Genomic DNA, 24,778 nt, shown 5'->3' on the forward strand with positions numbered 1-24,778 from the left:
CGCCCCGCCACGGCCGTGACCGAAAGCCCGTATCCGCGATGCGCGCGCTGATCGACCTCGTCCGCATCCTGCGGCCCCACGAGCGGCGGCGGCTCGCCCTGCTGGCGATGGGGCTGGCCTTCGCCGCCCTGTTCGAGGTGGTGGGCGTCGCCTCGGTGGTGCCGTTCCTGACCCTGGTCGGGGATCCGTCCGCCGCGGCCAAGGTGCCGTATCTGGCCGCCCTGCGCGCCACGATGGGACTGACCGACGACCGCACCTTCCTGATGGCGATGGGGGCGGCGGCGCTGCTCGCCATCCTGACGACGAGCCTGATCAACGCCGGGCTCACCTTCGCCACGCTGCTGTTCACCAACCTCACCGGCTACGGCCTCGCCCGGCGCCTGCTCGCCCGCTACCTCGCCCGCGAGCGCCTGTTCTTCGCCCGCGCCAACAGCGCCGAACTCGCCAAGAACGTGCTGAGCGAAACCGACCGCCTCGTGGTCGGCGTGCTGACGCCGGCCACCGTCATCGCCTCGCGCAGCTTCTCGGCGCTCGCCGTGATCGGCTTCCTGATGGCCTATGCGCCGCGGCTCGCCCTCATCCTCGGCGGCGGCTTCGGCAGCCTCTACGTCGCCCTCTACCTCGTCATGCGCGCCCGCCTCGCGCGGCTGGGGGCCAAGGCCGTGGCCGACAACGAGCGGCGTTACCGGGTGGTGCAGGAGACCTTCGGGGCGCTGACCGAACTCAAGCTCTACGGCCGGGCCGAGGCCTTCGCCGCCGGCTTCGACGGCCCCGCCCGCGCCTACGCCAGGGCCACCGCCGCCAGTCTCCTCACCGGCCAGCTTCCCCGCTTCGTCATGGAATCGCTGGCCTTCGGCGGCGTCGTCGCGGTGGTGCTGTTCGCCCTGTCCCAGGGGCTCGACACCGCCGGGCTGCTGCCGCTGCTCGGGCTGTTCGCCTTCGCCGGCTACCGGATGCTGCCGGCCTTCCAGAACATCTTCCTGTCGCTGTCGCTGCTGCGGTTCTACCTGCCGGCGGTGCGGGTGGTGGTGGATGAACTCGCCGGGGAACGCAGCGTGCCGCCGCGCACGGGCGACACCCTCCCCTTCGCCCGCGAGATCCGGCTGGCGGGCGTGTCGTTCGATTACGAGCCCGGCCGGCGGACGCTCTCGGCCCTCGACCTGACGATCCCCGCCCACACCACGGTGGGCCTCGTGGGGCGCACGGGCTCGGGCAAGTCGACGCTCGTCGGCCTCGTCCTCGGCATCCTGACGCCGACCTCGGGCACCATCGCCGTCGACGGCGTCTTCCTCGACGAGGCGACCCTGCCGGCCTGGCAGAACCGGGTCGGCTACGTGCCCCAGGACGTGTTCCTGATCGACGGCACCGTCACCGAGAACATCGCGCTCGGCGTCCCGCCCGAGGCCGTCGACCACGACGCCGTGCGCCGGGCCGCCGGCCTGGCCGGCCTCGACGCGGTGATCGCCGCCCTGCCCGGCGGCTACGGCGAGCGCGTCGGCGAGCGCGGCGCCCGGCTCAGCGGCGGCCAGCGCCAGCGCCTCGGCATCGCGCGGGCCCTCTACCACGACCCCGACGTGATCGTGTTCGACGAGGCCACCTCCGCCCTCGACGGCGAGACCGAGGCGGCGGTGATGGCCGCCCTCGATGCGCTCGCCGGCCGGCGCACCCTCATCCTCATCGCCCACCGGCTGGCGAGCCTCGCGCGGGCCGACACGGTCCACGTGCTGGACGCCGGCCGCATCGTCGCCTCGGGGCCGCCGGCGGCGGTGATCCCCTCCCTCTCGCCCGCCGTGCTGGCGCCGGCGCAGGAGGCCGGCGCCGCTACACCGGCGTGACCGGGAACGTCGTCGTCGGGGTCACGAACTCGTCCTGGGCCGCCACCGTGAGGATCTCGCGCGAGCCGGCCTCCGCCGTGCGGCGCAGGAGGCCGTAGACCGAGGCGCCCGCCATCCCCAGCGCGACCGCGGCCGAGCCGGTGCGGGCGTAATGCACCAGGAACAGCGCCGCGATGGCATCCCCGGCGCCGTTGACGCCGAGGTCGAGCCGGGGCGTGCGCAGGAGCCAGTACGCGCCGCCTTCGGCCGCCAGGAGGTCGATGGCATCGGCCGGCGTCGCATCGGTGACGAGCGAGGTCACCAGTACCACCCGCGGCCCCATCGCCTGGACCGTCGCGACGGCGCGCTTGGCCGCCGCGAGGCTGGTGGAGGCCAGGCCCGAGAGGTGGTCGAGCTCGAACTGGTTGGGGGTGACGATGTCGGCGGCGGGCACCGCCTGGCCCCGCATGAAGTCGGGGATGCCGGGGCGGACGTAGACGCCCCGGTCGGTGTCGCCCATCACCGGGTCGCAGCAATAGAGCGCCTTCGGGTTGGCGGCCCGCACCGCCGCCACCGCCCGCACGATGGCGGTGCCGATGTCGGCCGACCCCATGTAGCCCGAGAGCACCCCGTCGCAGGTGCCGAGCACCCCGCGCTCGGCGATCCCCGCCACGAGGTCCTCGATGGAGGGCCCGTCGAAGACGTTGCCGCGCCAGGCGCCGTAGCCGGTGTGGTTGGAGAACTGCACCGTATGGATCGGCCAGACCTCGACGCCCAGGCGCTGCATCGGGAATACCGCCGAGGCGTTGCCGACATGGCCGTAGGCGACGTGCGACTGGATCGAGAGGATGTTCATGGGGGCCGACCGTTTGCGAGCAGCCCGCGCTCTAGCCGGTTCGTGGCGTCCTTGCACCGCCCGCCGGGGAAACGATCTGCGGGCTTGCGGTGCGACCCCGCCCCCGTATGAAGGCGGCCGATGACCTTTTGAAAGCGGACACGATCTGCTGAAAGCCGACATGACCTTCGATTTCATCGACCTCGACGCCATCAAGACCGCGAGCCTCGCCTTCGTAGAAGCCAACAAGGAGTGGACGCCCCTGGTGGTGGGGGTGCTCGCCTTCTGCGAATCGCTGGCCTTCCTGTCGCTGCTGGTGCCCTCCACCGTCCTGCTGATCGGGATCGGCGCGCTGATGGGGGCGGTGGGTATCCCGTTCTGGCCAGTGGTGCTGGCCGCCGCCCTCGGCGCGATCCTCGGCGACTGGCTCTCCTACGAGGTCGGGCGCCACTACACCGATGCCACCAAGCGGCTCTGGCCGATGAGCCGCTACCCCGACATGGTGGCGCGCGGCGAGGACTTCTGCCGTCGCTGGGGCGCCATGGGCGTGGCCGTCGGCCGGTTCTTCGGGCCGGCCCGCGCGGTGGTGCCCCTGATCGCGGGCGCCTTCGGCGTGGCCCGCCTGCCGTTCCAGGTGGCCAACGTGCTCTCCGCACTGGTCTGGGCCTTCGCGATGCTGGCGCCCGGCGCCGGGCTGTTCACGTACTTTCGCGGGTGAGGCGCGGGCTGACGGAACGACGCCGCAGGTGACAAAGGCGCCGCGACCTGATTCTTGAGGGGCGCCGTCCCGTTTCGGGACGCCGTCACACGCCCCCGCGCCGCGCATGTCCGCCTCCCTCGCCCACGTCGTCCTTCCCCCCGACCGCCGGCAATCGGCCACCGCGCTGCAGGTCCAGCGCGGAGTCCGGCGGCTGTTTCGCGAGATGGGCCACGTCACCATCCCCGAGTTCACCCTCGCGGGCGGGCGCCGTGCCGACGTCATCGCCCTGTGCCCGGCCGGGCGGCTCACCATCGTCGAGATCAAGTCGAGCGTGGCGGATTTTCGCGCCGACAGGAAATGGCCGGACTACCGGGCCTATTGCGACCGCTTCCTGTTCGCGATCCCCGAGACCCTGCCCGAGTCGCTGATCCCGGCCGAGACCGGCCTCATCGTGGCCGATGCGTTCGGGGCGATGATCCTGCGCGAGGGGCCGGAGCATCCCCTGAGCGGCGCCCGGCGCAAGGCCGTGACCCTGCGCTTTGCCCACAACGCGGCGCGGCTGCTGCATGCGCTGGCCGACCCCGGAGCGATCCGCGAGGGCGCGTTGTAGGCGAAGGCGCGTTGTGGGATTCCGCAAAGGCCCTTAAGCCTGCCCGCCTGCTGCGGGTTTTCCCTTCTTCCAAAGAAATCGCCCCCACACCATGTGCGAACTGCTCGGCATGAGCGCGAACGTGCCCACCGACATCCGCTTCTCCTTCGCGGCGCTGGCCCGCCGGGGCGGCGAGACCGGGCCGCATGCGGACGGCTGGGGGATCAGCTTCTACGAGGGGCGCGGCTGCCGCGCCTTCCACGAGCCCGAGCCGAGCGCGCGCTCGGAACTCGCCAAGCTCCTGCGCAACGCTCCCATCAAGAGCCGCATCGTCATCGCCCACGTCCGCAAGGCCAACCGCGGCCGGGTCGCGCTGGAGAACACCCACCCCTTCAGCCGGGAGCTGTGGGGCCGGCGCTGGACCTTCGCCCACAACGGGCAACTGCGCGGCGTGAAGGGCTGGCCGCTGACCTGGTTCAAGCCCGTGGGCTCCACCGACAGCGAACACGCCTTCTGCTGGATGATGGACCAGTTGCAGGCGCGCTGGCCGAAACTGCCGACCTCGGCCCAGCTCGACCGGGCGGTGGCCGACCTCTGCGCCGAACTCCACGGGCTCGGCGTGTTCAACATGCTGCTGTCCGACAGCCGCACCCTCTACGCCCATTGCGGCAAGCGCCTGTGCTACCTCACCCGCTGCGCGCCCTTCGGCACCGCCACCCTGGTGGACGAGGACTGGCGGGTCGATTTTTCCCGTGAGACGGGACCGTCCGACGTGGTCACCGTCGTCGCCACCACGGCCCTGACCCGCGACGAGTGCTGGACGCATGTGGAGCGCGGCCATGTCCTGTCCCTGCGCGACGGGGCGGTGCGGGTGCTCAAGCCCGGGGCGCGGCGGGCGGTCGCGGTCCGGCCGGTGGCGACGGGCGCCGTGGCAGGAGCTTGAGCTTGAGCATACGGGGTGCGTCACCGCCCGCGATGCGCTACAACCCTCTTCGACACGATGGGCATCCCGGCCGGTAGCGGACCGCCGCGATACCTCACCCCGCGCCGGGAAGCCGGTCGCCGGTCCCTTTCCGACCAGATCAGAACGCCACGAGCCATGACACGCGACGTGATCGAGACGACCGGCGGTGACGCCGCCGATGGACGTCCCAACCTGACGGCGACCATCCGGACGCACCTCGGCGAGCACCTGCGCACGATCTACGACCGGTTGCCCACGGACGACCAGCCGAGCCGATTCGCCGAACTCATCGAGAAGCTGGAAGCGGCCCTCAAGGCCCGCGGCGAGGCGATCGAGCCGGAGTTCCGCAACGGCCTGCTCGCGGCCGTGCCGTCCCTGCGGGCCTTCGCCCTCTCGCTCACCAGCAACCCGGCCCGGTCCGACGACCTCGTCCAGGACACGCTGCTGAAGGGCTGGCAGCACCGCGCCCGCTTCCAGCCGGGCACCAACCTGAACGCGTGGCTGTTCACGATCCTGCGCAACATCTTCTATTCGGACCACCGCAAGCGCGTGCGCGAGGTCGAGGACCAGGACGGCTCCTACGCCGCGCGCCTGGCCACCGCCCCGCACCAGGGCGACCGCCTCGACGTCGAGGACCTGCAGACGGCGCTGGCCAAGTTGCCGCCCGACCAGCGCGAGGCGCTGGTGCTGGTGGGCGCCGAGGGCGTCTCCTACGAGGAGGCCGCCGCGATCATGGGCTGCAAGGTCGGCACCGTGAAGAGTCGGGTCAGCCGCGCCCGCGGGCGCCTCGCCGAACTCCTGGGCTACGACGAGGAAGACTTGAGCTCCGACCGGTTGATCCAGTCGGCGATGCCCAAGGACTGATCGAGCCCCCGAGCTTAACGACACTTCCGGCGAATCCGGTCGTTCAGAACCGGATCGGCCACGAGAGGACACGCATGACGGGTTTGATGGCAGGCAAGCGCGGCCTGATCATGGGCGTCGCCAACGACCATTCGATCGCCTGGGGCATCGCCAGGACGCTACACGCCCACGGGGCGGCACTGGCCTTCACCTACCAGGGCGAGGCCCTGGGCAAGCGCGTGGCGCCGCTGGCCGCCTCCGTCGGGTCGGATATCGTGCTGCCCTGCGACGTCGAGGATCTCGCCAGCGTCGACGCGGTGTTCGCCGCCCTGGGAGAGCGCTTCCCCGAGGGCATCGACTTCGTGGTCCACGCCATCGGCTTCTCCGACAAGGCCGAGCTCAAGGGCCGCTACGTCGACGCCACCACCCGCGAGAACTTTTCGCGCACGATGACGATCTCGTGCTTCTCCTTCACGGAGGTGGCCCAGCGCGCCGCACCCATGATGCGGCCAGGCGGCGCGCTCCTGACCCTGACCTTCGGCGGCGCCACCCGTGTGATGCCCAACTACAACGTGATGGGGGTGGCCAAGGCCGCCCTCGAGGCCTCGGTGCGCTACCTCGCGGCCGATCTCGGCCCCGACCGCATCCGCGTCAACGCGATCTCGGCCGGGCCGATGCGGACGCTGGCCGGTGCCGGCATCGGCGACGCCCGCGCGATGTTCGCCCACCAGAAGGCGCATGCGCCCCTGCGGCGGACCGTGAGCCTCAACGAGGTCGGCGGCTCGGCCCTCTACCTCCTCAGCGACCTCTCCGGCGGCGTCACCGGCGAGGTCCATTTCGTCGATGCCGGCTACAGCATCATCGCGATGCCGCGCCCCGAGGATTTGGGGCAGGATGCGGGGTGAGGCGGGCTCTGTAGCGCACCGGATTTTTTCGAAGGCCGGCAGCCGCCCTTCGGTCCGACGCTTCAGGCCGCCGACGCGGTCGCCGCCACGGTCGGGCGCTCCTGGGTGAGCAGCACGATGTCGTCCCAGCGCGAGACGAAGGCGGCGATGCAGGCCGGGTCGAAATGCGTGCCGGCGTTGTCCTCGAGGTGGCGGCGCGCCTCGTCCACGGGCCAGGCGCGCTTGTAGACCCGCTCCGAGATCAGCGCGTCGAACACGTCGGCCACCGCGATGATGCGGCCCGAGAGCGGGATCTCGTCGCCCGCCAGCCCCTGCGGGTAGCCGGTGCCGTCCCAGCGCTCGTGGTGGGTGAGCGCGATCTCCGAGGCGAGTTGCAGCAGGTGGGACGGGCTGTCGTTGAGCATCTGGTAGCCGCGCAGGGCGTGCTGGTTCATCTCGTCGCGCTCGGCCGGGGTGAGCGGGCCGGCCTTCATGAGGATGTCGTCGGCGATGCTGATCTTGCCGATGTCGTGCATGGTCGAGGCGAGCGCGATGTCGTTGGCGTCCGCCTCCGACAGGCCGAGGCCCTCGGCGATGGCGATGACGCAGCCCGCCACCCGGGTCAGGTGGTCGCCGGCCTGGTCGTCGCGGTACTCCGCCGCCAGCATGAGACGGCGGATGATCTCGCGTTCGCGCTGGGCCGATTCCGCCACCGCGCGGTTCACGACCCGATGGATCGACCGGGCCTGGCGCTCCGCCTGCCGGCGCGCCAGCGACAGGGCGGCGAGGTTGCGGGTGCGGATCTGGAGGTCGAAGGCATCGTAGGGCGCCAGGACGACGTCGGTGGCGCCGGCGGCGATGCCCTCCCGCCGCGACGGGCCGCCCTCGGCCGGGACGATCAGGATGATGGGCGTCTCTTCAAGATCGGGCTCGCCGCGCAGCGCCGCCGCGAGGCCGAGCCCGTCGAGGCCGGTGCCGTGCTCGACGACGACCACGTCCACCGCCGGGTCGCGCAGGCGATCCGCCGCGGTGCCGGCTCCCTCGATGACCCGCAGGGCGGCGTCGAGGGGGCGCAGGGCCAGGACGAGATCGGTCGGCGTGGCGGCGCAGACGATGGCGATCTGCGAGGGTTCGGGATCTGCCGCCATGCCTGCCTGTCCGAAACCGTCCGCCACGGATCGCGCCGCGCCGCATGGGGCCCGAGAGGCTGCGGCACCGTGAGACCTTGGCTCACGACCGGTTAAGCGAGGCTGAAAGTCGTCGCGAGCCGGCAACGGTCAAGGGCGAATTCCGGTGGACCCGAAGCCTCCGGTCCCCCGCGTGCCCGGCGCCTCGCCGCCGGAACCGCCGTCCAGGATGGTGATCTGCGGGCGCACGACCCGCGTGAAGACGAGCTGGGCGATGCGGTCGCCCGGCGCGATCACGATGTCGGCATCCGCCGCACCGGGCGGGTTGCGGTTCCAGGCCGAGATCAGGAGCGGGCCTTCGTAGTCGGCATCGACGACGCCCACCGTGTTGCCGAGGACGAGGCCGCTCCTGTGCCCGAGGCCGGAGCGCGGGACGACGAGGGCGCACCAGTCCGGATCGCCGATCCGCACCGAGAACCCCGCCGGCACCAGCACCGGGGGCGCCTGCGGCAGCAACGTCACAGGCGCGTCGAGGCAGGCATGCAGGTCGAGGCCCGCGGCCCCGGCCGAGCCCCAGCGCGGAAAGCCCCAGTCCCGCAGCCGCGCGTCGTGAAGGCGGACCGCGATGCGCAGATCCGGCGGCGCCCCGGTCACGCCGAGAGGGCCGCGATCGCCTCGGCCATGGCCACGGTGCGGCCGGCCTCGACCGCGTGCAGGCGCTCGACCATGCGCCCCCGGAACGGGATGACGCCGCGGCCCGCGTTCTCCGGCGCGGCGAAGGCGGCGATGATGGCACGGGCCTCGGCGATCTCCTCGGCGGTCGGGCCGAAGATGGCGTTGGCGGGCTCGATCTGGCTCGGGTGGATCAGCATCTTGCCGTCGAAGCCGCAATCGCGGCCCTGTTCGCACTCGGCCCGGAACCCCTCGGCATCGGTGAAGGAATTGTAGATGCCGTCGACGATGTCGATCTCGTAGGCGCGGGCGGCCACCAGGGCGGTCATCAACCAGGGCAGCAGCGCCGCCCGGCCGGGCACGCCCAGGCGCAGGCGGCTGGACTTGGCCAGATCGTTGGGACCCACCATCAGGCAGGCGAGGCGCGAATCGACGTCGCGCGCGGCGCTGGCGATCGATCCGATCTCGATGATCGCCATCGGGCTCTCGATCATCGCCCACAGCCGGGTCCGGTCGGGGGCGCCGAGCCGCCGCAGGCGCGAGCCGACGCTCACCAGCACGTCGGGGCCGGAGACCTTGGGCACGACGATGGCGTCGGGGCCGGCCGGGGCGATGGCGGCGAGATCGGCCTCGCCGGCGGGAGTGTCGGGGGCGTTGATGCGCACCACCACCTCGCGGCGCCCGAAGCCGCGCGCGGCGACGGCCGCGGCCACGGCGGCACGCGCTTGCGTCCTCACCTCGGGGGCGACGGCATCCTCGAGGTCGATCATCACGACATCGGTGGGAAGGGTCCGGGCCTTCTCCAGGGCGCGGGCGTTGGAGCCCGGCATGGAAAGCACGCTGCGACGCGGGCGGATCTCGGACAAGTGGCTGACCGACGTGGGGCTGACCGACATGGGACTGACCGACATGGGACTGACCTGCGCGTGAGGGCCGTCCATCGGCACCGGTGCCTCGACATCGCCCGGCTGTCACGGGACGAAGCGCCGAGGTCCGCGGGAGCCCTGGGCCGAAGACGGAATCGCCACGACGGCGATACCGGTCCGGGCAGCGGGTTTCAACCCGCGCGCCGGCGCTTGCCCGGGCAGGAGCGCACGTCCATGGACCGGACCGGAGCGTTCACGAGACGCCCGTCGAGGGGCCGGAGCCGGCATGACCTTTCCCATCGCGATCCACCACGGCGCCAGCGTCATCACCATCGACGACGACTGGAGCGGCCATGTCCTCATCGAACAGATCTACGTCGGCCTGCGCCGCGCCAGGACTTTCCGCGACACCGGTCGCATTCCCCCGGCGTCGCCGGCGCCCGGCAGCGAGGCCGAGAACGCCCTGATCGAGAGCGCGCTGCTCCACGGGTTTCGCAGGGTCGAGGGCACCGCCACGTACGAGGCGACGGCGAGCCAGATCGCCGCGCTGATGACGGCCGCACGCGAGCAGGGCCGGGCCGAGGCGTCGCGGGACGCGGGCCGCGACACGGCCGAGAACGGCCCGCCCGCCTGAGACGACCGGCCTGCGGTGGCGATCGGAGGCCTCGCCCGGGGCATGCGCCGGGGGCGAGGGCAGGCTATCCTGCGGCCCGATCCGCCACCTCGCCGCAAGGACAGCCCATGGCACGCCGCTTCGTTACCCTCGACGTCTTCACCGAGGCGCCGTTTTCCGGCAATCCGCTGGCCGTCGTCCTCGAGGCCGAGGGGCTCGACGGGGCGGCGATGCAGAGGATCGCGCGCGAGTTCAACCTCTCCGAGACGGTGTTCGTGCTGCCCCCCGACGAGCCCCGGCGCAGGGCGCGGCTGCGCATCTTCACGCCGGCGCGGGAACTGCCGTTCGCGGGCCATCCCACCATCGGCACGGCCGTGTTGCTGGCGCTGCAGGACGGGCGGGCGGGGCTCGCCGACGCCAGCGCCTTCGGCCTGGAGGAGGAGATCGGCGTGATCTCCTGCGTGGTCGAGACCCGCGCGAACGGCGGGCGCGCCCGTTTCACCTTGCCGGTGATGCCCGAGTACCGCGGCGAGGCGCCGGCCCGCGAGGCCCTGGCCGCGGCCCTCGGCCTATCGGCCTCCGACATCGGCTTCGGTCTCCACGTCCCGAGCCGGCACGGCATCGGCCACGGCTTCACCTTCGTGCCGGTGGCCACTGGCGCCGCCCTCGACGCCGCGACGGTCGATCCGGCGGGCCTCGCGGCCCTGGAGACGGTCGATAGCCTCTACCTCTACGCGGTCGATCCGGAGGGGATCGGCCATCGCTACCTCGCGCGGATGTTCGCGCCCCACCTCGGGGTGCCGGAGGATCCGGCCACCGGCTCGGCGGCGGCGGCCTTCGCCGGGGTGATGATGCAGTTCGAGCCGCTCGGCGACGGCACCCACGACGTGGCGATCACGCAAGGGGTGGCGATGGGGCGGCCGAGCGCGATCGGGGTGCAGCTCACGATCGCGTCGGGCGCCCTGCGCACGGTGGAGATCTCCGGCTCGGCGGTGGTCGTGACCGAAGGCACCCTGCATGCCTGAGGCGTTCACCCGGCACGCCGTGAGCCGCATCGCCGCGCGCCGCGTCGCCCACGACTGGCCGTGGGCGCGCGAGGCGGCGGATTTCGTCACCCGGAACTGGGCGCGCCGGATGGCCGAGCGGCCGGGCATCTTCGACGGCCGGGTCTTCCTCGCCTGCGGCTGGGAAGTGACGGAGGGGGCCTGCCGGCTCGATCTGTTCGAGACGCGCTACGCCTGCTTCCTCGGGCACCGCGACGCCGGCTCGCCCGATGGCGGCGTGAAGAACGTCTTCGCCGCGGTCGTGCCGCGTTCGGCGGACGGCGCCGTGATCCTCGGCATCATGGGCGGCCACACCGCCAATGCCGGCCAGGCGTACTTCCCCTGCGGCACCCCCGACCTCGACGATCTGAGAGCGGACGGTCGCGTCGATCTCGCGGGCAGCGCCGCGCGGGAGCTCACCGAGGAGACCGGGATGGCGGTGCCAGACGGCGCGCCCGAGCACTGGACCCTCTGGCAGGGCGACGGCCAACTCGCGTTCCTGCGTGAGATCGACTTCCCCGAGGACGCCGATACGCTGGTGGCCAGGATGGACCGCCACCGCCGGGCGGAAGCCGCACCGGAACTCGCCGGCTTCACGATCGCGCGCAGGACCGGCGACATCGATCCCGCGCGGATGCCGGGCTTCGTACGGGCCGCGCTCGGCCACGCCTTCGGTGGGTGATACGGTTTCCGCTTGGATCGAGCGGGAACCGTATCACCGAGCCCGCGCGGCACCTGAGCGAAGCCCATGTCCGCATCACGAAGTGATCACCCGGAAATGGTACGATGCCCCTTACGGGTAGCCGTAGCGGGCCTTGGCCGCCGCGAGCAGGCCGGAGGCGTCGCGGTCGCGGCCGGCGGCGCAGGCCTGGGCCGCCACGCTCAGGTCGGCCTGGAAGCGGTCGCCCACCGGCTTGTTGAGGTTGCCGGTCGCCACATCGCTCTCCACCACCGCCTGCGTCCTGGCGATGGCCGGGCCGCACCCTGACCCCTGCGGCAGCACGACGGCGGCCGGAGCCGCCGCCACTGCGGCCGGTGGCGGGGCGCTCGCCGTCGATTGGCACCCCGCGAGGGCACCGGCTGACAGGACAAGGGCCAGCAGACGGCTCGATGGCTGGATCGTCACGGCTATGTCCTCATCCGACGGCGACAGAACTGGCGGGGTTGTGCCGCCAGGCTCGGGCCGGGTCAATCTCGGGAGCGGGGACTCGTGGGATCGGAACACGCCGGGGCATTCGCCGGGCTTGCGGTTCAATGACAGCCGCAACCGCTGCCGCAGCTTCCGCCGCCCGCGGGCTCGTCGGTGGCCGGCTTGGCCGCTGCCGGCTTGGCAGCTGTCGGCTTGGCCGCCGACCGTCTGGCCGGCTCGCGGGTGAGGCCGCGCTCCTCCAGTTCGGCGAGGTAGATCGGCCAGCGCTTCCGGTACTCGCGGCCGAGGTCGTACAGGTAGCTCCAGCCGAACAGGCCGGTGTCGTGCATGTCGTCGAAGGTGAGCTTCACGGCATAGTTGCCGATCGGCTCCACCGCCAGAATCGCCACGTCGACCTTGCCGCCGATCACCTTGCGCTCGGCCGGCGAATGCCCCTGCACCTCCGCCGACGGGCTGGATACCCGCAGGTATTCCGCCGGCAGCGCGAAGCGGCCGCCGTCCTCGAAGGCCACCGTGAGCGTGCGCTTGTCGCCCGACAGGCGGATCTCGGTGGGCCAGCGTTCGGTGCCGCCGGACACCTGCTGCTCGACGATCGGCCGGGGCGTCGCTTGATCGGTCATGGTCATCCCCAGAAGGCCTGCCCAGAAAGGCCTGCCCAGCAGGCCTGCGGCCGCGACAACCCCGGCGCGCCGAGGCGCGCGCTTGCTCATGGGCCCGCGACGCATCATATGGCGTGGCATGCCAGGTTCGTCACGCGGCAATACCGATACCCTGTCCCCAGGTTCCAGTCGCGAGTCCAGCATGGACGCTCCCCACGCCGTCTCCCGTCCGTCCGCACCGGTGGCGATGCCGCTGATCGACCCGTTCCAGCGGGCGATCACCTACCTGCGCATCTCGGTGACCGACCGCTGCGACCTGCGCTGCGTCTATTGCATGTCCGACGACATGCAGTTCCTGCCCAAGGGCGACCTGCTCTCCCTCGAAGAGCTTGACCGGCTCTGCGCGGTCTTCATCGGGCGCGGCGTGCGCAAGCTGCGCATCACCGGCGGCGAGCCGCTGGTGCGCCGCGACATCATGCACCTGTTCGGCCGCCTCTCGCGCCACCTCGACAGCGGCGCCCTCGACGAACTCACGCTGACCACCAACGGCACCCAGCTCGGGCGCTTCGCCGGCGACCTGGCGGCGATGGGCGTCAAGCGCGTCAACGTCTCGCTCGACACCCTCGACGCGGCCAAGTTCAAGGCGATCACCCGCCGCGGCGACCTCAAGGTGGTGCTCGACGGGATCGAGACGGCGCGCCGCGCCGGCCTCAAGGTCAAGATCAACGCGGTGGCGCTCAAGGGCGTCAACGAGGACGAACTCGCCGACATGATCGCCTGGGCGCACGGCGACGGCATGGACATGACCCTGATCGAGGTGATGCCGCTGGGCGAGATCGAGGGCGACCGCACCGACCAGTTCCTGCCGCTCTCGGTGGCGAGGGCGCGGCTCGAGAGCCGCTTCACCATGGTGCCGCTGCCCGACCGCACCGGCGGCCCGGCCCGCTACGTCCGCATCGCGGAGACCGGCGGCCGCCTCGGCTTCATCACGCCGCTGACCCACAACTTCTGCGAGAGCTGCAACCGCGTGCGGCTCACCTGCACCGGCAAGCTCTACATGTGCCTCGGGCAGGAGGACGCGGCCGACCTGCGCGCGGCCCTGCGCGCCTCGCCCGACGACGCGCTGGTCACCCAGGCGGTGATCGACGCCATCGCCCGCAAGCCCAAGGGCCACGACTTCGTCATCGAACGGGCCCGGCCCGCGGCGGTGCCCCGCCACATGAGCGTGACCGGCGGCTGAGCACGGATTTTTTCAGGTCGACCGTATGACAGACCGTGGAATGAGGCTTAGACCGCTGCGGTAGTTTTACCGTTCGGAGCAGGTCATGGCCAAGGTCGCGTTCTTAGGTCTCGGTGTCATGGGCGGCCCGATGGCCGGGCATCTCGTCAAGCACGGCCACGACGTCACCGTCTACAACCGCACCGCCGCCAAGGCGGAGGCGTGGGTCGCCCAGCACGGCGGCCGCTCCGCGCCGACCCCCTACGAGGCGGCGCAGGGCCAAGAGATCGTGTTCGCCTGCGTCGGCAACGACCTCGACCTGCGCGGCGTGACGATGGGCGAGGACGGCGCCTTCTCGGGCATGGACAAGGGCGCGACCTTCGTCGACCACACCACCGCCTCGGCCGAGATCGCCCGGGCGCTGGCGGCGGTGGCGGAAAAGTCCGGCCTCGGCTTCGTCGACGCACCCGTCTCCGGCGGTCAGGCCGGCGCGGAGAACGGCACCCTCACCGTGATGTGCGGCGGCGAGGAGGCCGTCTACGCGGCCGTCGAACCGGCGATCCTGTCCTACGCCAAGGCCTCGCGGCTGATGGGGCCGGCCGGCTCGGGCCAGCTCACCAAGATGGTCAACCAGATCGCGATCGCCGGCGTCGTGCAGGGGCTCGCCGAGGCGATCCATTTCGCGCAATCCGCCGAGCTCGACGTGGAAGCGGTCCTCGACGTGATCTCCAAGGGGGCGGCCGGCTCCTGGCAGATGGAGAACCGCGGCAAGACCATGAACGCGGCCAAGTTCGACTTCGGCTTCGCCGTCGACTGGATGCGCAAGGATCTCGGCATCGTGCTGGCGGAGGCCCGCCACAACGGCGCGCAGCTGCCCGTGGCCGCCCTCGTCGACCAGTTCTACGCCGACGTGCAGGCCATGGGCGGCCACCGCTGGGACACCTCGAGCCTCCTCGCCCGCCTCAAGCGCTGAGGCGGGCCAGCGCCAGGGCGAGGGCCGCCTCGGGGTCCGTCCACAGCCACTCCGATCCCATCTGGTGGCGGAACCAGGTGAACTGGCGCTTGGCGTAGCGGCGGGTGTCGGCCTGCCCCCGGAGGATCGCCTCGTCCCGCCCGATCTCGCCGTCGAGATGAGCGATCAGCCCCGGCACGCCGTGCGCCCGCATGATCGGCAGGAGCGGGTCGAGGCGGCGCTCGCGCAAGGTCGCGACCTCGTCGAGGGCGCCGTCCGCGATCATCGCCACGAAGCGGTCGTCGATGCGCCGGCGCAGGGTCTCGCGCTCCGGCGACAGGAACAGCTTGAGGAGGGGCCGGCCGGCCAGCGGCCCGGGCCTGCGCTCGCCGTGGAAGGCGGCGATCGGCCGGCCGGTGGCGGCATGGATCTCCAGGGCGCGCATGATCCGGGCGCGGTCGCTCGGGCGAAGCGCCGCGGCCCCGGCCGGATCGACGCCGGCGAGATCGGCATGGAGCGCCTCGGTCGGGCATCCCTCGGCCCGCGCGCGGATGGCGGCACGCACCGGGTCCGGCACCGCCGGGAGATCGGACAGGCCCTCCTCCAGGGCCCGGAAGTACAGGCCGGTGCCGCCCACGAAGACCGGCAGGGTCCCCACTGCCTCCAACTCCGTCAGGAGACACGCGGCATCGCGGGCGAAGTGCCCGGCGGAATAATTCACGGCGCCGTCGACGTGCCCGTAGAGGCGGTGGGGCACGCCCTCCTCCTCGGCCGGGCTCGGGCGCGCCGAGAGCCGGCGCAGGTCGGCGTAGACCTGCATCGAATCGGTGTTGACCACGACCCCGCCGAGCCGGCGGGCCAGGTCGAGGGCCAGCCCCGACTTGCCCGAGGCGGTGGGCCCTGCAATGAGGATCGCGGCCGGTCCGTTCCGGGTCGGCAAGGTGGGGACGCTCACGACATGACCCTCGTCGCCACCCTGATAGCAAACGAATCCCGGCCCGCCATCACCGATGCGGTCCTGGCCGAGGCGCGGGCGGTGATGGCCACCGAGCACCAGCCGCGCATCCTCAACGGCGAGATCGCCGCCGAACTGCTGATCCCGGGCGAGGCGGCGGCGGCCCCTGCCCTGGCACGGCGCCTGCGCGCCGCCTTCGCGGCCGAGCCGTTCGACGTGGCGGTGCTGCCCGTGGGGCGCCATCGGCGCAAGCGCCTGTTCCTCGCCGACATGGATTCCACCATGATCGAGCAGGAGTGCATCGACGAACTCGCCGAGACGATCGGCCTGCGCGCCCGCGTCTCGGCCATCACCGAGCGGGCGATGCGGGGCGAGATCGCCTTCGAGCCGGCGCTGCGCGAGCGCGTGGCACTGCTCGCCGACCTGCCGCTCGCCGCCATCGAAGGGCTGATCCGCGACCGGATCACCCTGACGCCGGGCGCACTCACCCTCGTTCGAACCCTGAAGGCGCACGGCGTCCACACCTGCCTCGTCTCGGGCGGCTTCACCCTGTTCGCCGGACCGATCGCGGCGGCGATCGGCTTCGACGAGGCCCATGCCACGACGCTGGGGGTGCGCGACGGACGCCTCACCGGCACCGTGGAGGAACCCATCGTCGGCCGGGAGACCAAGCGGGCCACGCTGATCGCCCTGCGCTCGCGGTTCGGCCTCGACCCGGCCGAGACCCTGGCGGTGGGCGATGGCGCCAACGACCTCGACATGCTCGCCGAGGCCGGGCTCGGTGTCGCCTTCCGGGCCAAGCCCAAGGTGGCGGCGGCCGCCCGCGTCCAGATCGACCACGGCGACCTCACGGCGCTGCTCTACCTGCAGGGGTTCGCGGCGAGCGAGTTCGTGACGGCGGCCTGAGCGGCTGCGTCGCCAGGCGGCGTTGCAAAACCTTCGCGTTGCCCATCTACTGGTGTGATCGAAGAGCCTGTCTGGGGCCGAGCGCGGAGACGAAGCATGATCCGGCTGAACCTGAACGGTGTCGTCCGCGAGGTCGATGCCGAACCCGAAACGCCGCTCCTCTGGGTCATCCGGGAGCAGGCCGGCCTCACCGGCACGAAGTACGGCTGCGGCATCGCCCAATGCGGGGCCTGCACGGTCCACATCGACGGGGCGGCGGTGCGCTCCTGCTCGATGCCGGTGTCGAGCGTGACGGCGGACCAGAAGATCGTGACGATCGAGGGCCTGTCGGCGGACCGCTCGCACCCGGTGCAGAAGGCTTGGGGCGAGCTCGACGTGCCGCAATGCGGCTTCTGTCAGCCCGGGATGATCATGGCCTCGGCCGCGCTGCTGGCGCAGAACCCGCGCCCGAGCGAGGCCGAGATCCGCTCCGAGATCACCAACATCTGCCGCTGCGGCACCTACACGCGGGTGCTGGCCGGCATCAAGCTCGCCGCCGAGCGCGGCGAAGCCGGCCGCGGCTGAGGGGGCAACCATGACCGATTATCGCCCGACCCCCGCCGCCGCCCTGTCGCGCCGCGGTTTCGTCGCCTCCGTGGCGGCGCTCGCCGGGGGCTTCAGCCTCGGCTTCCACGTTCCCTTCGCCGGCGAGGCGATGGCGCAGGACGCGGCCACCATCACGCCCGAGGTCAACGCCTGGGTGGTGATCCGCCCCGACGAGACCGTGGTGATCCGCATCGCCCGCTCCGAGATGGGCCAGGGCACGCTCACCGGCCTCGCCCAGCTGGTGGCCGAGGAGCTCGGCTGCGACTGGTCGCGCGTGGTGACCGAGTATCCGACGCCGGGCCAGAACCTGGCGCGGGGCCGGGTCTGGGGCGATTTCGGCACCGGCGGCAGCCGCGGCATCCGCGACTCGCACGACCTCGTCCGCAAGGGCGGGGCCGCCGCCCGCATCATGCTGGTGGAGGCGGCCGCCAAGGGCTGGGGCGTGGCGCCGGGCGAGTGCCGCGCCGACAGGGGCGTGATCGCCCATGCCGCCTCGGGCCGGACCACCACCTACGGCGCGGTCGCCGTCGAGGCGGCCAAGATCGCGCCGCCCAAGGACGTGGTGCTCAAGGACCCCAAGGACTGGACCATCGCCGGCAAGCCGGTGAAGCGCCTCGACACGGCGGAAAAGCTCGACGGCAGCCAGGTCTACGGCATCGACCTGACCCTGCCCGGCATGCTCAACGCGGCGATCCGCGACTGCCCGGTCACCGGCGGCACGGTGAAAAGCTTCGACGCCAAGGCGGTCACCGGCATGGCGGGCGTGAAGCGCGTGGTGCAGGTCGGCGACACGGGGGTCGCCGTGATCGCCGACACCTTCTGGCGGGCCAAGACCGCGCTGGATGCGCTGCCGATCGTCTGGGACGAGGGGCCGAACGCCACCGTGTCGAGCGCCACCATCGCGGCGATGCTGCGCGAGGGCCTCGACGCCACCGAGGCCCATGTCGGCAACAAGGGCGGCGACGTGGAGGCCGCCCTCAAGGGTGCCGCCAAGGTGGTGGAGGCCACCTACGGCGTGCCGTTCCAGAACCACGCCACCATGGAGCCGATGAACGCCACGGTGCGCTGGACGCCCGAGCGCTGCGAGGCCTGGGCGCCGACCCAGAGCGGCGAGGCGGCCCTGGCCGCGGTGGCCGAGGCGTCCGGGCTCTCGGCCAAGCAATGCGACGTCCACAAGATCCACCTCGGCGGCGGCTTCGGGCGCCGCGGCGCCACCCACGACTGGCTGCGCCAGGCCGTGCTGATCGCCCGCGAGATGCCGGGCACCCCGGTCAAGCTGATCTGGACCCGCGAAGAGGACATGGCGCACGGGCGCTACCACCCGATCACCCAGTGCCGGATGCGCGCCGCCCTCGACGGGCAGGGCAACCTCACCGGCCTGCACATGCGCATCTCCGGCCAGTCGATCCTCGCCTCGGTGGCGCCCAACCGGATGGTGGACGGCAAGGACCCGGTGGTGTTCCAGGGGCTCAACCCGGGCGGCGCGGAGGCGGCGATCGGCTACACGATCCCCAACATCCTGGTCGATCACGCCATGCGCAACCCGCACATCCTGCCGGGGTTTTGGCGCGGCGTGAACATGAACCCCAACGCCATCTACCTCGAATGCTTCATGGACGAGCTCGCCCACGCGGCGGGGCAGGACCCGCTGGCCTTCCGGTTGAAGCTGATGGGCAACCACCCCAAGCACCGCGCCGTGCTGCAGGCGGTGGCCGACAAGGCCGGCTGGGGTGAGAAGCCCGCGCCGGGGGTGTTCCGCGGCCTCGCTCAGATGATGGGCTTCGGCAGCTACGTGGCGGCGGTGGCCGAGATCTCCATGACCGACGAGGGCAAGGTCAAGGTCCACCGCATCGTGGCCTCCACCGATCCGGGCCATGCCCTGAATCCGCAGCAGATCGACGCGCAGATCGGCGGATCGTTCGTCTACGGACTCTCGGCGGCGCTCTACCAGGAGTGCACCGTCAAGGACGGCCGTATCGAGCAGACCAACTTCGACAGCTACCCGGTGATGCGCCTCGACGAGATGCCGGTGGTGGAGACCATCGTCATGCCCTCGGGTGGGTTCTGGGGCGGCGTCGGCGAACCGACCATCGCCGTGGCGGCGCCTGCCGTGCTCAACGCGGTCTTCGCCGCCACCGGCAAGCGCGTGCGCCAGATGCCGCTCAAGAACACGGACCTGCGCCGGGCGTGAGGGGGATCGGAGCCGCGTTCCTGCTGCTCGCCGCCGTGCCGGCCGCCGCGCGAGACCTTTCGCCGAAGGCCGCGCAAGACATGCCGGCGGCGGCCGCACAGGACATGCGGCCGCCGCCGGGCGCCTCCTCCTGCGCCGGCTGTCACGCGGCCGGCGCGGCCATGGGGGCCATCGCCGGACGGCCGGAGGCGGAGATCGCCACCGCCCTGGCCGAGTACCGCTCGGGCGCCAGGCCGGCGAGCGTGATGGGCCGCATCGCCAAGGGGTTCTCGGAGGCGGAGAGCCGGGCCATCGCGGCGTATGTTTCGCGCAGGCCGCCGGAATGACCGCCCCGACCCGTCGTGACCTCATCTGCGCCGCCGGGGCCGTCCTGGCGTTCCCGAAGCCCAGCCTCGCCCAGGGCAAGCCCAAGGTCGTCGTCGTCGGCGGCGGGTTCGGCGGCGCCAGTGCGGCCCGCGCGCTTCTGGCCGGCGGCCTCGACGTCACCCTGGTCGAGGCGAACGCCACCTACACCGCCTGCCCGTTCAGCAACGAGGTCATCGCCGGGCTGCAGCCGATGGAGGCCCAGCGCTTCGGCTACGACGGCGTGTCCGGATCGGGGGTCCGGGTGGTCCATGCGGTGGCCGCGGCGATCGATGCCGACCGGCGCCGAGTCACCCTCGCGGACGGCGCGACGCTGCCCTACGACCGCCTCGTCCTGTCGCCCGGCATCGACCTGCGCTTCGACGCGATCCCCGGCTACGACGAGGCGGCGGCCGAGGTGATGCCCCATGCCTGGAAGGCGGGGGTGCAGACCGAGCTCCTGAGGCGTCGGATCGAGGCGATGCCGGAGGGCGGCACCGTCGTCCTGTCGGTGCCGGGCAACCCCTACCGCTGCCCGCCGGGGCCCTACGAGCGCGCGAGCCTGATCGCGCATGTGCTCAAGACCCGCAAGCCGAGCGCGAAACTGATCGTCCTCGACGCCAAGGACGTCTTTTCCAAGCAGCGCCTGTTCGAGGCGGCCTGGGCCTCCCTCTACCCCTCCATCCTCGAATACGTGCCCCTGGCGGGCGGCGGGCAGGTAACCGGGGTCGACCCGGCCACCATGACCGTGCGCACCGATTTCTCCGAGTACAAGGCGGACGTGGCCTGCATCATCCCGCCCCAGCGGGCCGGGCGCATCGCGGTCACCGCCGGGGTCGCCGACCGTTCTGGCTGGTGCCCGATCGACCCGGTGACGTTCGAATCCAGGCTGGTGCCGGGCATCCACGTGATCGGCGACGCGGCCATCGCCGGCGCCATGCCGAAATCCGCCTTCTCGGCCGACGCGCAGGCCCAGGTCTGTGCGCTCGCCGTGATCGACCTCCTGGCCGGGCGCGCGCCCGAGGAGCCCAAGCTCATCAACACCTGCTACAGCCTCGTGGCACCCGGCTACGGCATCTCCATCGCAGGGGTCTACCGCCCGTCCGGCGGCGTCCTGGCCGACGTCGAGGGCGCGGGCGGGATCAGCCCCCTCGACGCCCCGGCGTCCCTGCGCGAGCAGGAGGCGGCGTATGCCGCCGACTGGTACCGGACTATCACCCGGCGGGTGTTCGGGTGAGGCGGACCGGGCCGCATGAGACCGCCGGAAAGGCCACGCGCCTCGTTCTTACGGCCGGGTGCCTTCTGGCAGTCGATGCATCCTTCGCGGGCGCGACGGACACCCGCCGCCCTCCCATCGCCATCGTCGGCGACGCCATTCCCGCCCCCCTCACCGACACCCCCGGCGACCCCGCGCGCGGCCGCGCGATCATCGCCGACCGCACCCGGGGGCTGTGCCTGCTGTGCCACGCCGGGCCGATCCCGGAGGAACGGTTCCAGGGCGACCTCGGCCCCGACCTGTCGGGCGCCGGCAGCCGCCACACGGCGGGACAGCTTCGCTTGCGCCTGGTCGACGGCCGGGCCTTGAACCCGGACACGATCATGCCTTCCTATCACCGGGTCGACCCGAGCCCGCGCGTCGGGGCGGCCTGGCGCGGCAAGCCGGTGCTGGAGGCCCAGGAGATCGAAGACGTGGTCGCCTACCTCGCCACGCTGCGCGACGACACCAGGGAAGGACCAGCCCGATGACGCCCTCCGCCGGAACCCGGAACCGCCGCGACCTCCTCGCCGCCGGGGCGGCGGCCGTCCTGGCCATCACGGTGCGTCCCGTCGCGGCGGCCTCCGCGGTGCGCACCGAGAGCACGGCCGAGGCGATCCGCCGGTTCGCCGGGGAGGCGGCGATCACGCCGGGGCGGATCCACCTCGACCTGCCCCCCCTCGTGGAGAACGGCAACGCCGTGACCATCACGGTGACCGTCGACAGCCCGATGACCGCCGACGACCACGTCCGTCGCATCGCGGTGTTCAACGACAAGAACCCGCAGCCCAACGTGGTCACGGTGCATCTCGGGCCGGCCTCCGGCCGCGCGGCGGTGACCACCCGCATCCGGCTGGCCGACACCCAGCGCATCACCGCCATCGCCGAGACCAGCGACGGGCGCTACTGGTCCACCAGCGCCGACGCGATCGTCACGCTGGCCGCCTGCCTGGAGGGCTGAGCCGATGGCCCGCACCCTGATCAACGTGCCGAAATCCGCCAAGGCCGGCGAGGTCGTCACCATCAAGACGCTGATCTCGCACCCCATGGAGACGGGCTTCCGCCCCGGCGCCGACGGCCGCATCATGGCCCGCGACATCATCACGGACTTCGCCTGCCACTACGACGGGCGCGAGGTGTTTCGCGCAGAGCTGTTTCCGGCCACCGCCGCCAACCCCTATCTCACCTTCACCCTGGTGGCGCAGGCGACCGGCCCGCTCACCTTCACCTGGCGCGGCGACAACGGGTTTTCGCAGACCGAGACCGCGACGCTGACCGTGACGTGAGACGGCTCGCTGCGGCCGCCCTCGGCGCCTTCGCCTCGCTCGCGGCCGTGGCGGACGAGATCCCGCCGGCCGAGCGCCGCTCGGGCTTCGACGCCATGAGCGCCGAGACCCGCGCGATACAGGTCGACGACACGGCCAACCCCGGCCTGCTCTGGGTGCAGGACGGCGCCGACCTCTGGACCAGGGCGCCCGCCTCCGGCCGGCCCGCCTGCGCCGGCTGCCACGGCGAGGCCGCGACCCTGCGCGGCGTCGCCGCCCGCTATCCGGCCTTCGACGAAGCGAGCGGCGCTGCGATCGACCTGCAGGGCCGGATCAACCATTGCCGGCGCGAGCACCAGGGAGAACCTCCCTACGGTCACGAGAGCCGCGAGCTGCTGGCGCTCTCCGCCGACCTCGGGTTCCAATCGCGCGGCCTTCCCATCGCACCGCCGCGCGACCCTCGCCTCGATCCGGCGCGGGCACAGGGCGCGGCGCTGTTCCGGGAACGGATCGGCCAGCTCGGCCTGTCCTGCGCCGCCTGCCACGACGACAACCACGGCCGGCGCCTGGGTGCGGCGACGATTCCGCAGGGCCATCCCACCGGCTACCCGCTCTACCGGCTCGAATGGCAGGGCCTCGGCTCGGTGCAGCGGCGCCTGCGCAACTGCATGACGGGGATGCGGGCGGAGCCCTTCGCCTACGGATCGGCGGAGTTCGTCGCCCTCGAACGCTACCTGATGGACCGGGCAGCCCCCCTGCCCATCGAGACGCCCGCCGTCAGACCGTGACGGGCTCGCCCACCTCGGCGTCGAGGCAGGCGACGATCGCGTCGAGCATCGCAGTGTCCTCGCCGGCCATGGCGTCCATGGCGGTCATGCGGCGCAGCACCGTGGCGGCGATCGCCTCCTCCACCGTGTCCTCGGCGAAGGCGTAGACGATCGTCGCCGCCTCGCCGTCGCGGTGGCAGCGGCCCTCGATCTGCGCGAGCTGGATGGCGCTGTGGCGCAGGTCGTGGACGACGAGGCTGCGCGGTCGCTCGCCGCCGGGCATCTCGTTGCGGTGGAGCGAGATCGACTCGGTCACCGTGAACACCACCACGTCGAGATTGCCGGTCTGGAAGGCGGTGCGCGTCGCCTCGTTGACCTCGGAGGACCGGGTGCCGTCGATGGCACCGGCCCGCCAGCCCCGCGCCGCGAAAACCTCGCACAGCGCCGTGCGGGTCTCGAGGAAGGCCACCGAGACCGCCACCTGCTGGCCGTCCTCCAGCAACAGCTCGGCGAAATCGGCGGTGCCCGAGACCCGCAGCAGGCTCGCCTTCTGCCGGAAGCGCAGGTCCGCCGCCCAGCCGACCGGCCGGCGGGTGCTGCCGCCGGCTAAGCCCCATTCGCGGCGGAACTCGCGCCAGGTGGCGTCGTAGAGCCGGCGCTCGTCGCGTCCGAGCGCCGTGGCGGCGAGTTCGCGTTGCACCTCCGGCCAGCCGGCGATGTCGCCGGGCCGCCGCCGCAGGCCGATGGCGTCGGGCCCGGCATAGAGGAGACCGGCCATCACGGCGCAATCGTGGGCGTTGGCCTGCCACGACCAGTTCACCCAGCGCCCCTTGGCCCGCCCGATCGCCAGGTGCTGCATCAGGGCACGGAATTCGGCCAGCGTCCCGGCCGGCCGGCCGGCCGCTTCGCCCAGCAGGCGGCCGAGGTAGGACAATTCGTGCGGCGCCTGCCCCGCCGTGGCGCTCATGTAGATGGTGAAGGCGGCAGCCTCCGCGATCTGGCGGCAGACCAGGCTCTGCTGGGCTTGAGGGTTGCGCAGGCGGTGGCTCTCGTCGAACACCACCAGGGGCCAGGACCGCTTGAGGGCGCCGTGCTTGGCCAGGGCGTTGTTCTTCGCCCGCGTCGAGCGACGGACGACGGCGGCCGAGGGCGCCATCAGCGACTTGGTGCGCTCGTAGTTGATCAGCGTCACCGTCTTGGCGGCCAGGCCCGAGCGGGCGATGGTGTGGCGCCACTGCGGCATCGCCCCTTTCGGACAGACGATCAGCACCTCCGCCTCGGGCATCGATGCCAGCGCGCTCCAGACCGAGAGCGTCTTGCCGAGCCCGGTCATGTCGCCGAGCAGGAAGCCGCTGCGCCCGGCGGCCCGCGCGCGCAGGATCGCGTCCCGCGCCGCGACCTGATGGGGGCGAGGCGTCAGCATGGTGAGGGCGGCGGGCGTATGGTCGGTGGAGGCCATGGGACGGGCCGGCTTATGGCACGGATCGCCGGAGCGGGCCTCGCCCCTGGCGCCGGGAGCCATCAAACTTTAAAACCTCTTGCATCTGACCGGACAGGATATCCGACCCGACGCTCTCGCTCCTCAGGTCTGGGATCGGATCATCCCGATGAAACCGGTCCGATTCCCCGGCCTCCCGCCTCG

Annotated in this window: 28 protein-coding genes; 20 read left to right on the forward strand and 8 right to left on the reverse strand. The window is 72.2% G+C overall.

All coding sequences use genetic code 11. The features are described 5' to 3' along the window. Positions 1–38: 38 nt before the first annotated feature. A complete protein-coding gene (locus ASG40_RS13600; protein ID WP_055886647.1) occupies positions 39–1,835 on the forward strand; it encodes an ABC transporter ATP-binding protein in 1,797 nt (598 codons plus the stop codon). Here the strand turns inward: ASG40_RS13600 and pdxY are convergent. Continuing rightward, a complete protein-coding gene (gene pdxY, locus ASG40_RS13605; protein WP_055886649.1) occupies positions 1,822–2,670 on the reverse strand; it encodes a pyridoxal kinase PdxY in 849 nt (282 codons plus the stop codon). The genes ASG40_RS13600 and pdxY overlap by 14 nt on opposite strands. A 175-nt stretch (positions 2,671–2,845) precedes the next feature. On the opposite strand from pdxY, the gene ASG40_RS13610 reads away from it, so the two are divergent. The 5 genes from ASG40_RS13610 (at position 2,846) to fabI (ending at position 6,650) form a co-directional block, all read left to right on the forward strand. Beyond that, positions 2,846–3,367 carry a DedA family protein gene (locus ASG40_RS13610; protein ID WP_055887352.1) on the forward strand — a complete coding sequence of 174 codons (522 nt, stop codon included), beginning with the start codon at positions 2,846–2,848 and terminating at the stop codon, positions 3,365–3,367. A gap of 106 nt (positions 3,368–3,473) precedes the next feature. Beyond that, positions 3,474–3,959, forward strand: a complete 486-nt coding sequence (locus ASG40_RS13615) for an MmcB family DNA repair protein (RefSeq protein ID WP_055886651.1) — start codon at positions 3,474–3,476, stop codon at positions 3,957–3,959. Positions 3,960–4,050: 91 nt separating this feature from the next. Continuing rightward, positions 4,051–4,881: a class II glutamine amidotransferase gene (locus ASG40_RS13620; protein ID WP_055886654.1), complete on the forward strand. Its 831-nt coding sequence runs from the start codon at positions 4,051–4,053 to the stop codon at positions 4,879–4,881. 156 nt (positions 4,882–5,037) lie between these two features. Next, positions 5,038–5,766, forward strand: a complete 729-nt coding sequence (locus tag ASG40_RS13625) for a sigma-70 family RNA polymerase sigma factor (RefSeq protein WP_055886658.1) — start codon at positions 5,038–5,040, stop codon at positions 5,764–5,766. A 74-nt stretch (positions 5,767–5,840) separates the two neighbouring features. Next, entirely contained in the window at positions 5,841–6,650 is an 810-nt protein-coding gene (gene fabI, locus ASG40_RS13630; RefSeq protein ID WP_055886661.1) for an enoyl-ACP reductase FabI, read from the forward strand. A gap of 62 nt (positions 6,651–6,712) precedes the next feature. Here the strand turns inward: fabI and ASG40_RS13635 are convergent, their stop codons facing one another. The 3 genes from ASG40_RS13635 to ASG40_RS13645 all read right to left on the reverse strand — a co-directional run bounded on the left by ASG40_RS13635 (position 6,713) and on the right by ASG40_RS13645 (position 9,294). Then, complete coding sequence (locus ASG40_RS13635; RefSeq protein ID WP_055886664.1) at positions 6,713–7,777, reverse strand: HD-GYP domain-containing protein; 1,065 nt, start codon at positions 7,775–7,777, stop codon at positions 6,713–6,715. 129 nt (positions 7,778–7,906) lie between these two features. Next, positions 7,907–8,410, reverse strand: coding sequence for a dUTP diphosphatase (gene dut, locus ASG40_RS13640; protein WP_055886667.1), 504 nt, complete (start codon positions 8,408–8,410; stop codon positions 7,907–7,909). Further along, the gene (locus ASG40_RS13645; protein WP_055887354.1) at positions 8,407–9,294 is read right to left on the reverse strand and encodes an HpcH/HpaI aldolase/citrate lyase family protein; all 888 of its coding nucleotides are present in this window, start codon (positions 9,292–9,294) and stop codon (positions 8,407–8,409) included. The genes dut and ASG40_RS13645 overlap by 4 nt, the downstream gene beginning before the upstream one ends. Positions 9,295–9,580: 286 nt before the next feature. Between ASG40_RS13645 and ASG40_RS13650 the strand changes: the two genes are divergently transcribed. The 3 genes from ASG40_RS13650 to ASG40_RS13660 all read left to right on the forward strand — a co-directional run bounded on the left by ASG40_RS13650 (position 9,581) and on the right by ASG40_RS13660 (position 11,632). Beyond that, a complete protein-coding gene (locus tag ASG40_RS13650; protein WP_055886670.1) occupies positions 9,581–9,928 on the forward strand; it encodes a hypothetical protein in 348 nt (115 codons plus the stop codon). A gap of 107 nt (positions 9,929–10,035) precedes the next feature. Next, positions 10,036–10,932, forward strand: coding sequence for a PhzF family phenazine biosynthesis protein (locus tag ASG40_RS13655; protein ID WP_055886673.1), 897 nt, complete (start codon positions 10,036–10,038; stop codon positions 10,930–10,932). After that, on the forward strand, positions 10,925–11,632 hold the full coding sequence (locus ASG40_RS13660; RefSeq protein WP_055886675.1) for an NUDIX hydrolase: 708 nt from the start codon (positions 10,925–10,927) through the stop codon (positions 11,630–11,632). Before ASG40_RS13655 ends, ASG40_RS13660 begins: the two co-directional genes overlap by 8 nt. A 111-nt stretch (positions 11,633–11,743) precedes the next feature. On the opposite strand, the gene ASG40_RS13665 is transcribed toward ASG40_RS13660, so the two are convergent. Together ASG40_RS13665 and ASG40_RS13670 are read right to left on the reverse strand one after the other, a co-directional pair. Then, positions 11,744–12,070, reverse strand: a complete 327-nt coding sequence (locus ASG40_RS13665) for a hypothetical protein (RefSeq protein WP_055887357.1) — start codon at positions 12,068–12,070, stop codon at positions 11,744–11,746. 131 nt (positions 12,071–12,201) lie between these two features. Beyond that, positions 12,202–12,720, reverse strand: coding sequence for a gamma-butyrobetaine hydroxylase-like domain-containing protein (locus ASG40_RS13670; RefSeq protein WP_055886678.1), 519 nt, complete (start codon positions 12,718–12,720; stop codon positions 12,202–12,204). Positions 12,721–12,901: 181 nt separating this feature from the next. Between ASG40_RS13670 and moaA the strand changes: the two genes are divergently transcribed. Both moaA and ASG40_RS13680 read left to right on the forward strand, forming a co-directional pair. Continuing rightward, positions 12,902–13,939 carry a GTP 3',8-cyclase MoaA gene (gene moaA, locus ASG40_RS13675; protein ID WP_055886681.1) on the forward strand — a complete coding sequence of 346 codons (1,038 nt, stop codon included), beginning with the start codon at positions 12,902–12,904 and terminating at the stop codon, positions 13,937–13,939. Between the two features lie 85 nt (positions 13,940–14,024). After that, a complete protein-coding gene (locus ASG40_RS13680) occupies positions 14,025–14,891 on the forward strand; it encodes an NAD(P)-dependent oxidoreductase (RefSeq protein ID WP_055886683.1) in 867 nt (288 codons plus the stop codon). Here the strand turns inward: ASG40_RS13680 and miaA are convergent. Beyond that, positions 14,881–15,825 (reverse strand): tRNA (adenosine(37)-N6)-dimethylallyltransferase MiaA, encoded by a 945-nt coding sequence (miaA, locus tag ASG40_RS13685; RefSeq protein ID WP_055886684.1) that lies wholly within the window; start codon positions 15,823–15,825, stop codon positions 14,881–14,883. The two genes, ASG40_RS13680 and miaA, sit on opposite strands and share 11 nt — an antisense overlap. 3 nt (positions 15,826–15,828) lie before the next feature. Here miaA and serB point away from each other — a divergent pair, with 3 nt between their 5' ends. The 9 genes from serB to soxA all read left to right on the forward strand — a co-directional run bounded on the left by serB (position 15,829) and on the right by soxA (position 23,157). Then, positions 15,829–16,731, forward strand: coding sequence for a phosphoserine phosphatase SerB (serB, locus tag ASG40_RS13690; RefSeq protein WP_055886688.1), 903 nt, complete (start codon positions 15,829–15,831; stop codon positions 16,729–16,731). Between the two features lie 96 nt (positions 16,732–16,827). Beyond that, positions 16,828–17,295 carry a (2Fe-2S)-binding protein gene (locus ASG40_RS13695; protein ID WP_055886691.1) on the forward strand — a complete coding sequence of 156 codons (468 nt, stop codon included), beginning with the start codon at positions 16,828–16,830 and terminating at the stop codon, positions 17,293–17,295. A 10-nt stretch (positions 17,296–17,305) separates the two neighbouring features. Further along, complete coding sequence (locus tag ASG40_RS13700) at positions 17,306–19,507, forward strand: xanthine dehydrogenase family protein molybdopterin-binding subunit (protein ID WP_055886694.1); 2,202 nt, start codon at positions 17,306–17,308, stop codon at positions 19,505–19,507. Then, positions 19,504–19,833, forward strand: a complete 330-nt coding sequence (locus ASG40_RS13705) for a c-type cytochrome (RefSeq protein ID WP_244472334.1) — start codon at positions 19,504–19,506, stop codon at positions 19,831–19,833. The genes ASG40_RS13700 and ASG40_RS13705 overlap by 4 nt, the downstream gene beginning before the upstream one ends. Beyond that, positions 19,830–21,086 carry an NAD(P)/FAD-dependent oxidoreductase gene (locus tag ASG40_RS13710; protein WP_055886696.1) on the forward strand — a complete coding sequence of 419 codons (1,257 nt, stop codon included), beginning with the start codon at positions 19,830–19,832 and terminating at the stop codon, positions 21,084–21,086. The genes ASG40_RS13705 and ASG40_RS13710 overlap by 4 nt, the downstream gene beginning before the upstream one ends. Continuing rightward, the gene (gene soxX, locus ASG40_RS13715; protein ID WP_443136615.1) at positions 21,083–21,595 is read left to right on the forward strand and encodes a sulfur oxidation c-type cytochrome SoxX; all 513 of its coding nucleotides are present in this window, start codon (positions 21,083–21,085) and stop codon (positions 21,593–21,595) included. Before ASG40_RS13710 ends, soxX begins: the two co-directional genes overlap by 4 nt. Continuing rightward, positions 21,592–22,065: a SoxY-related AACIE arm protein gene (locus tag ASG40_RS13720; protein WP_055886700.1), complete on the forward strand. Its 474-nt coding sequence runs from the start codon at positions 21,592–21,594 to the stop codon at positions 22,063–22,065. The genes soxX and ASG40_RS13720 overlap by 4 nt, the downstream gene beginning before the upstream one ends. A gap of 4 nt (positions 22,066–22,069) precedes the next feature. Beyond that, on the forward strand, positions 22,070–22,390 hold the full coding sequence (gene soxZ, locus ASG40_RS13725; RefSeq protein ID WP_055886703.1) for a thiosulfate oxidation carrier complex protein SoxZ: 321 nt from the start codon (positions 22,070–22,072) through the stop codon (positions 22,388–22,390). Further along, positions 22,387–23,157 (forward strand): sulfur oxidation c-type cytochrome SoxA, encoded by a 771-nt coding sequence (gene soxA, locus ASG40_RS13730; protein ID WP_055886704.1) that lies wholly within the window; start codon positions 22,387–22,389, stop codon positions 23,155–23,157. Before soxZ ends, soxA begins: the two co-directional genes overlap by 4 nt. Here the strand turns inward: soxA and ASG40_RS13735 are convergent. Continuing rightward, on the reverse strand, positions 23,147–24,595 hold the full coding sequence (locus ASG40_RS13735; RefSeq protein ID WP_244480619.1) for a DEAD/DEAH box helicase family protein: 1,449 nt from the start codon (positions 24,593–24,595) through the stop codon (positions 23,147–23,149). The two genes, soxA and ASG40_RS13735, sit on opposite strands and share 11 nt — an antisense overlap. Positions 24,596–24,778 lie beyond the last annotated feature (183 nt).

Source organism: Methylobacterium sp. Leaf399 (assembly GCF_001424525.1).
Taxonomy (GTDB): Bacteria; Pseudomonadota; Alphaproteobacteria; order Rhizobiales; family Beijerinckiaceae; genus Methylobacterium.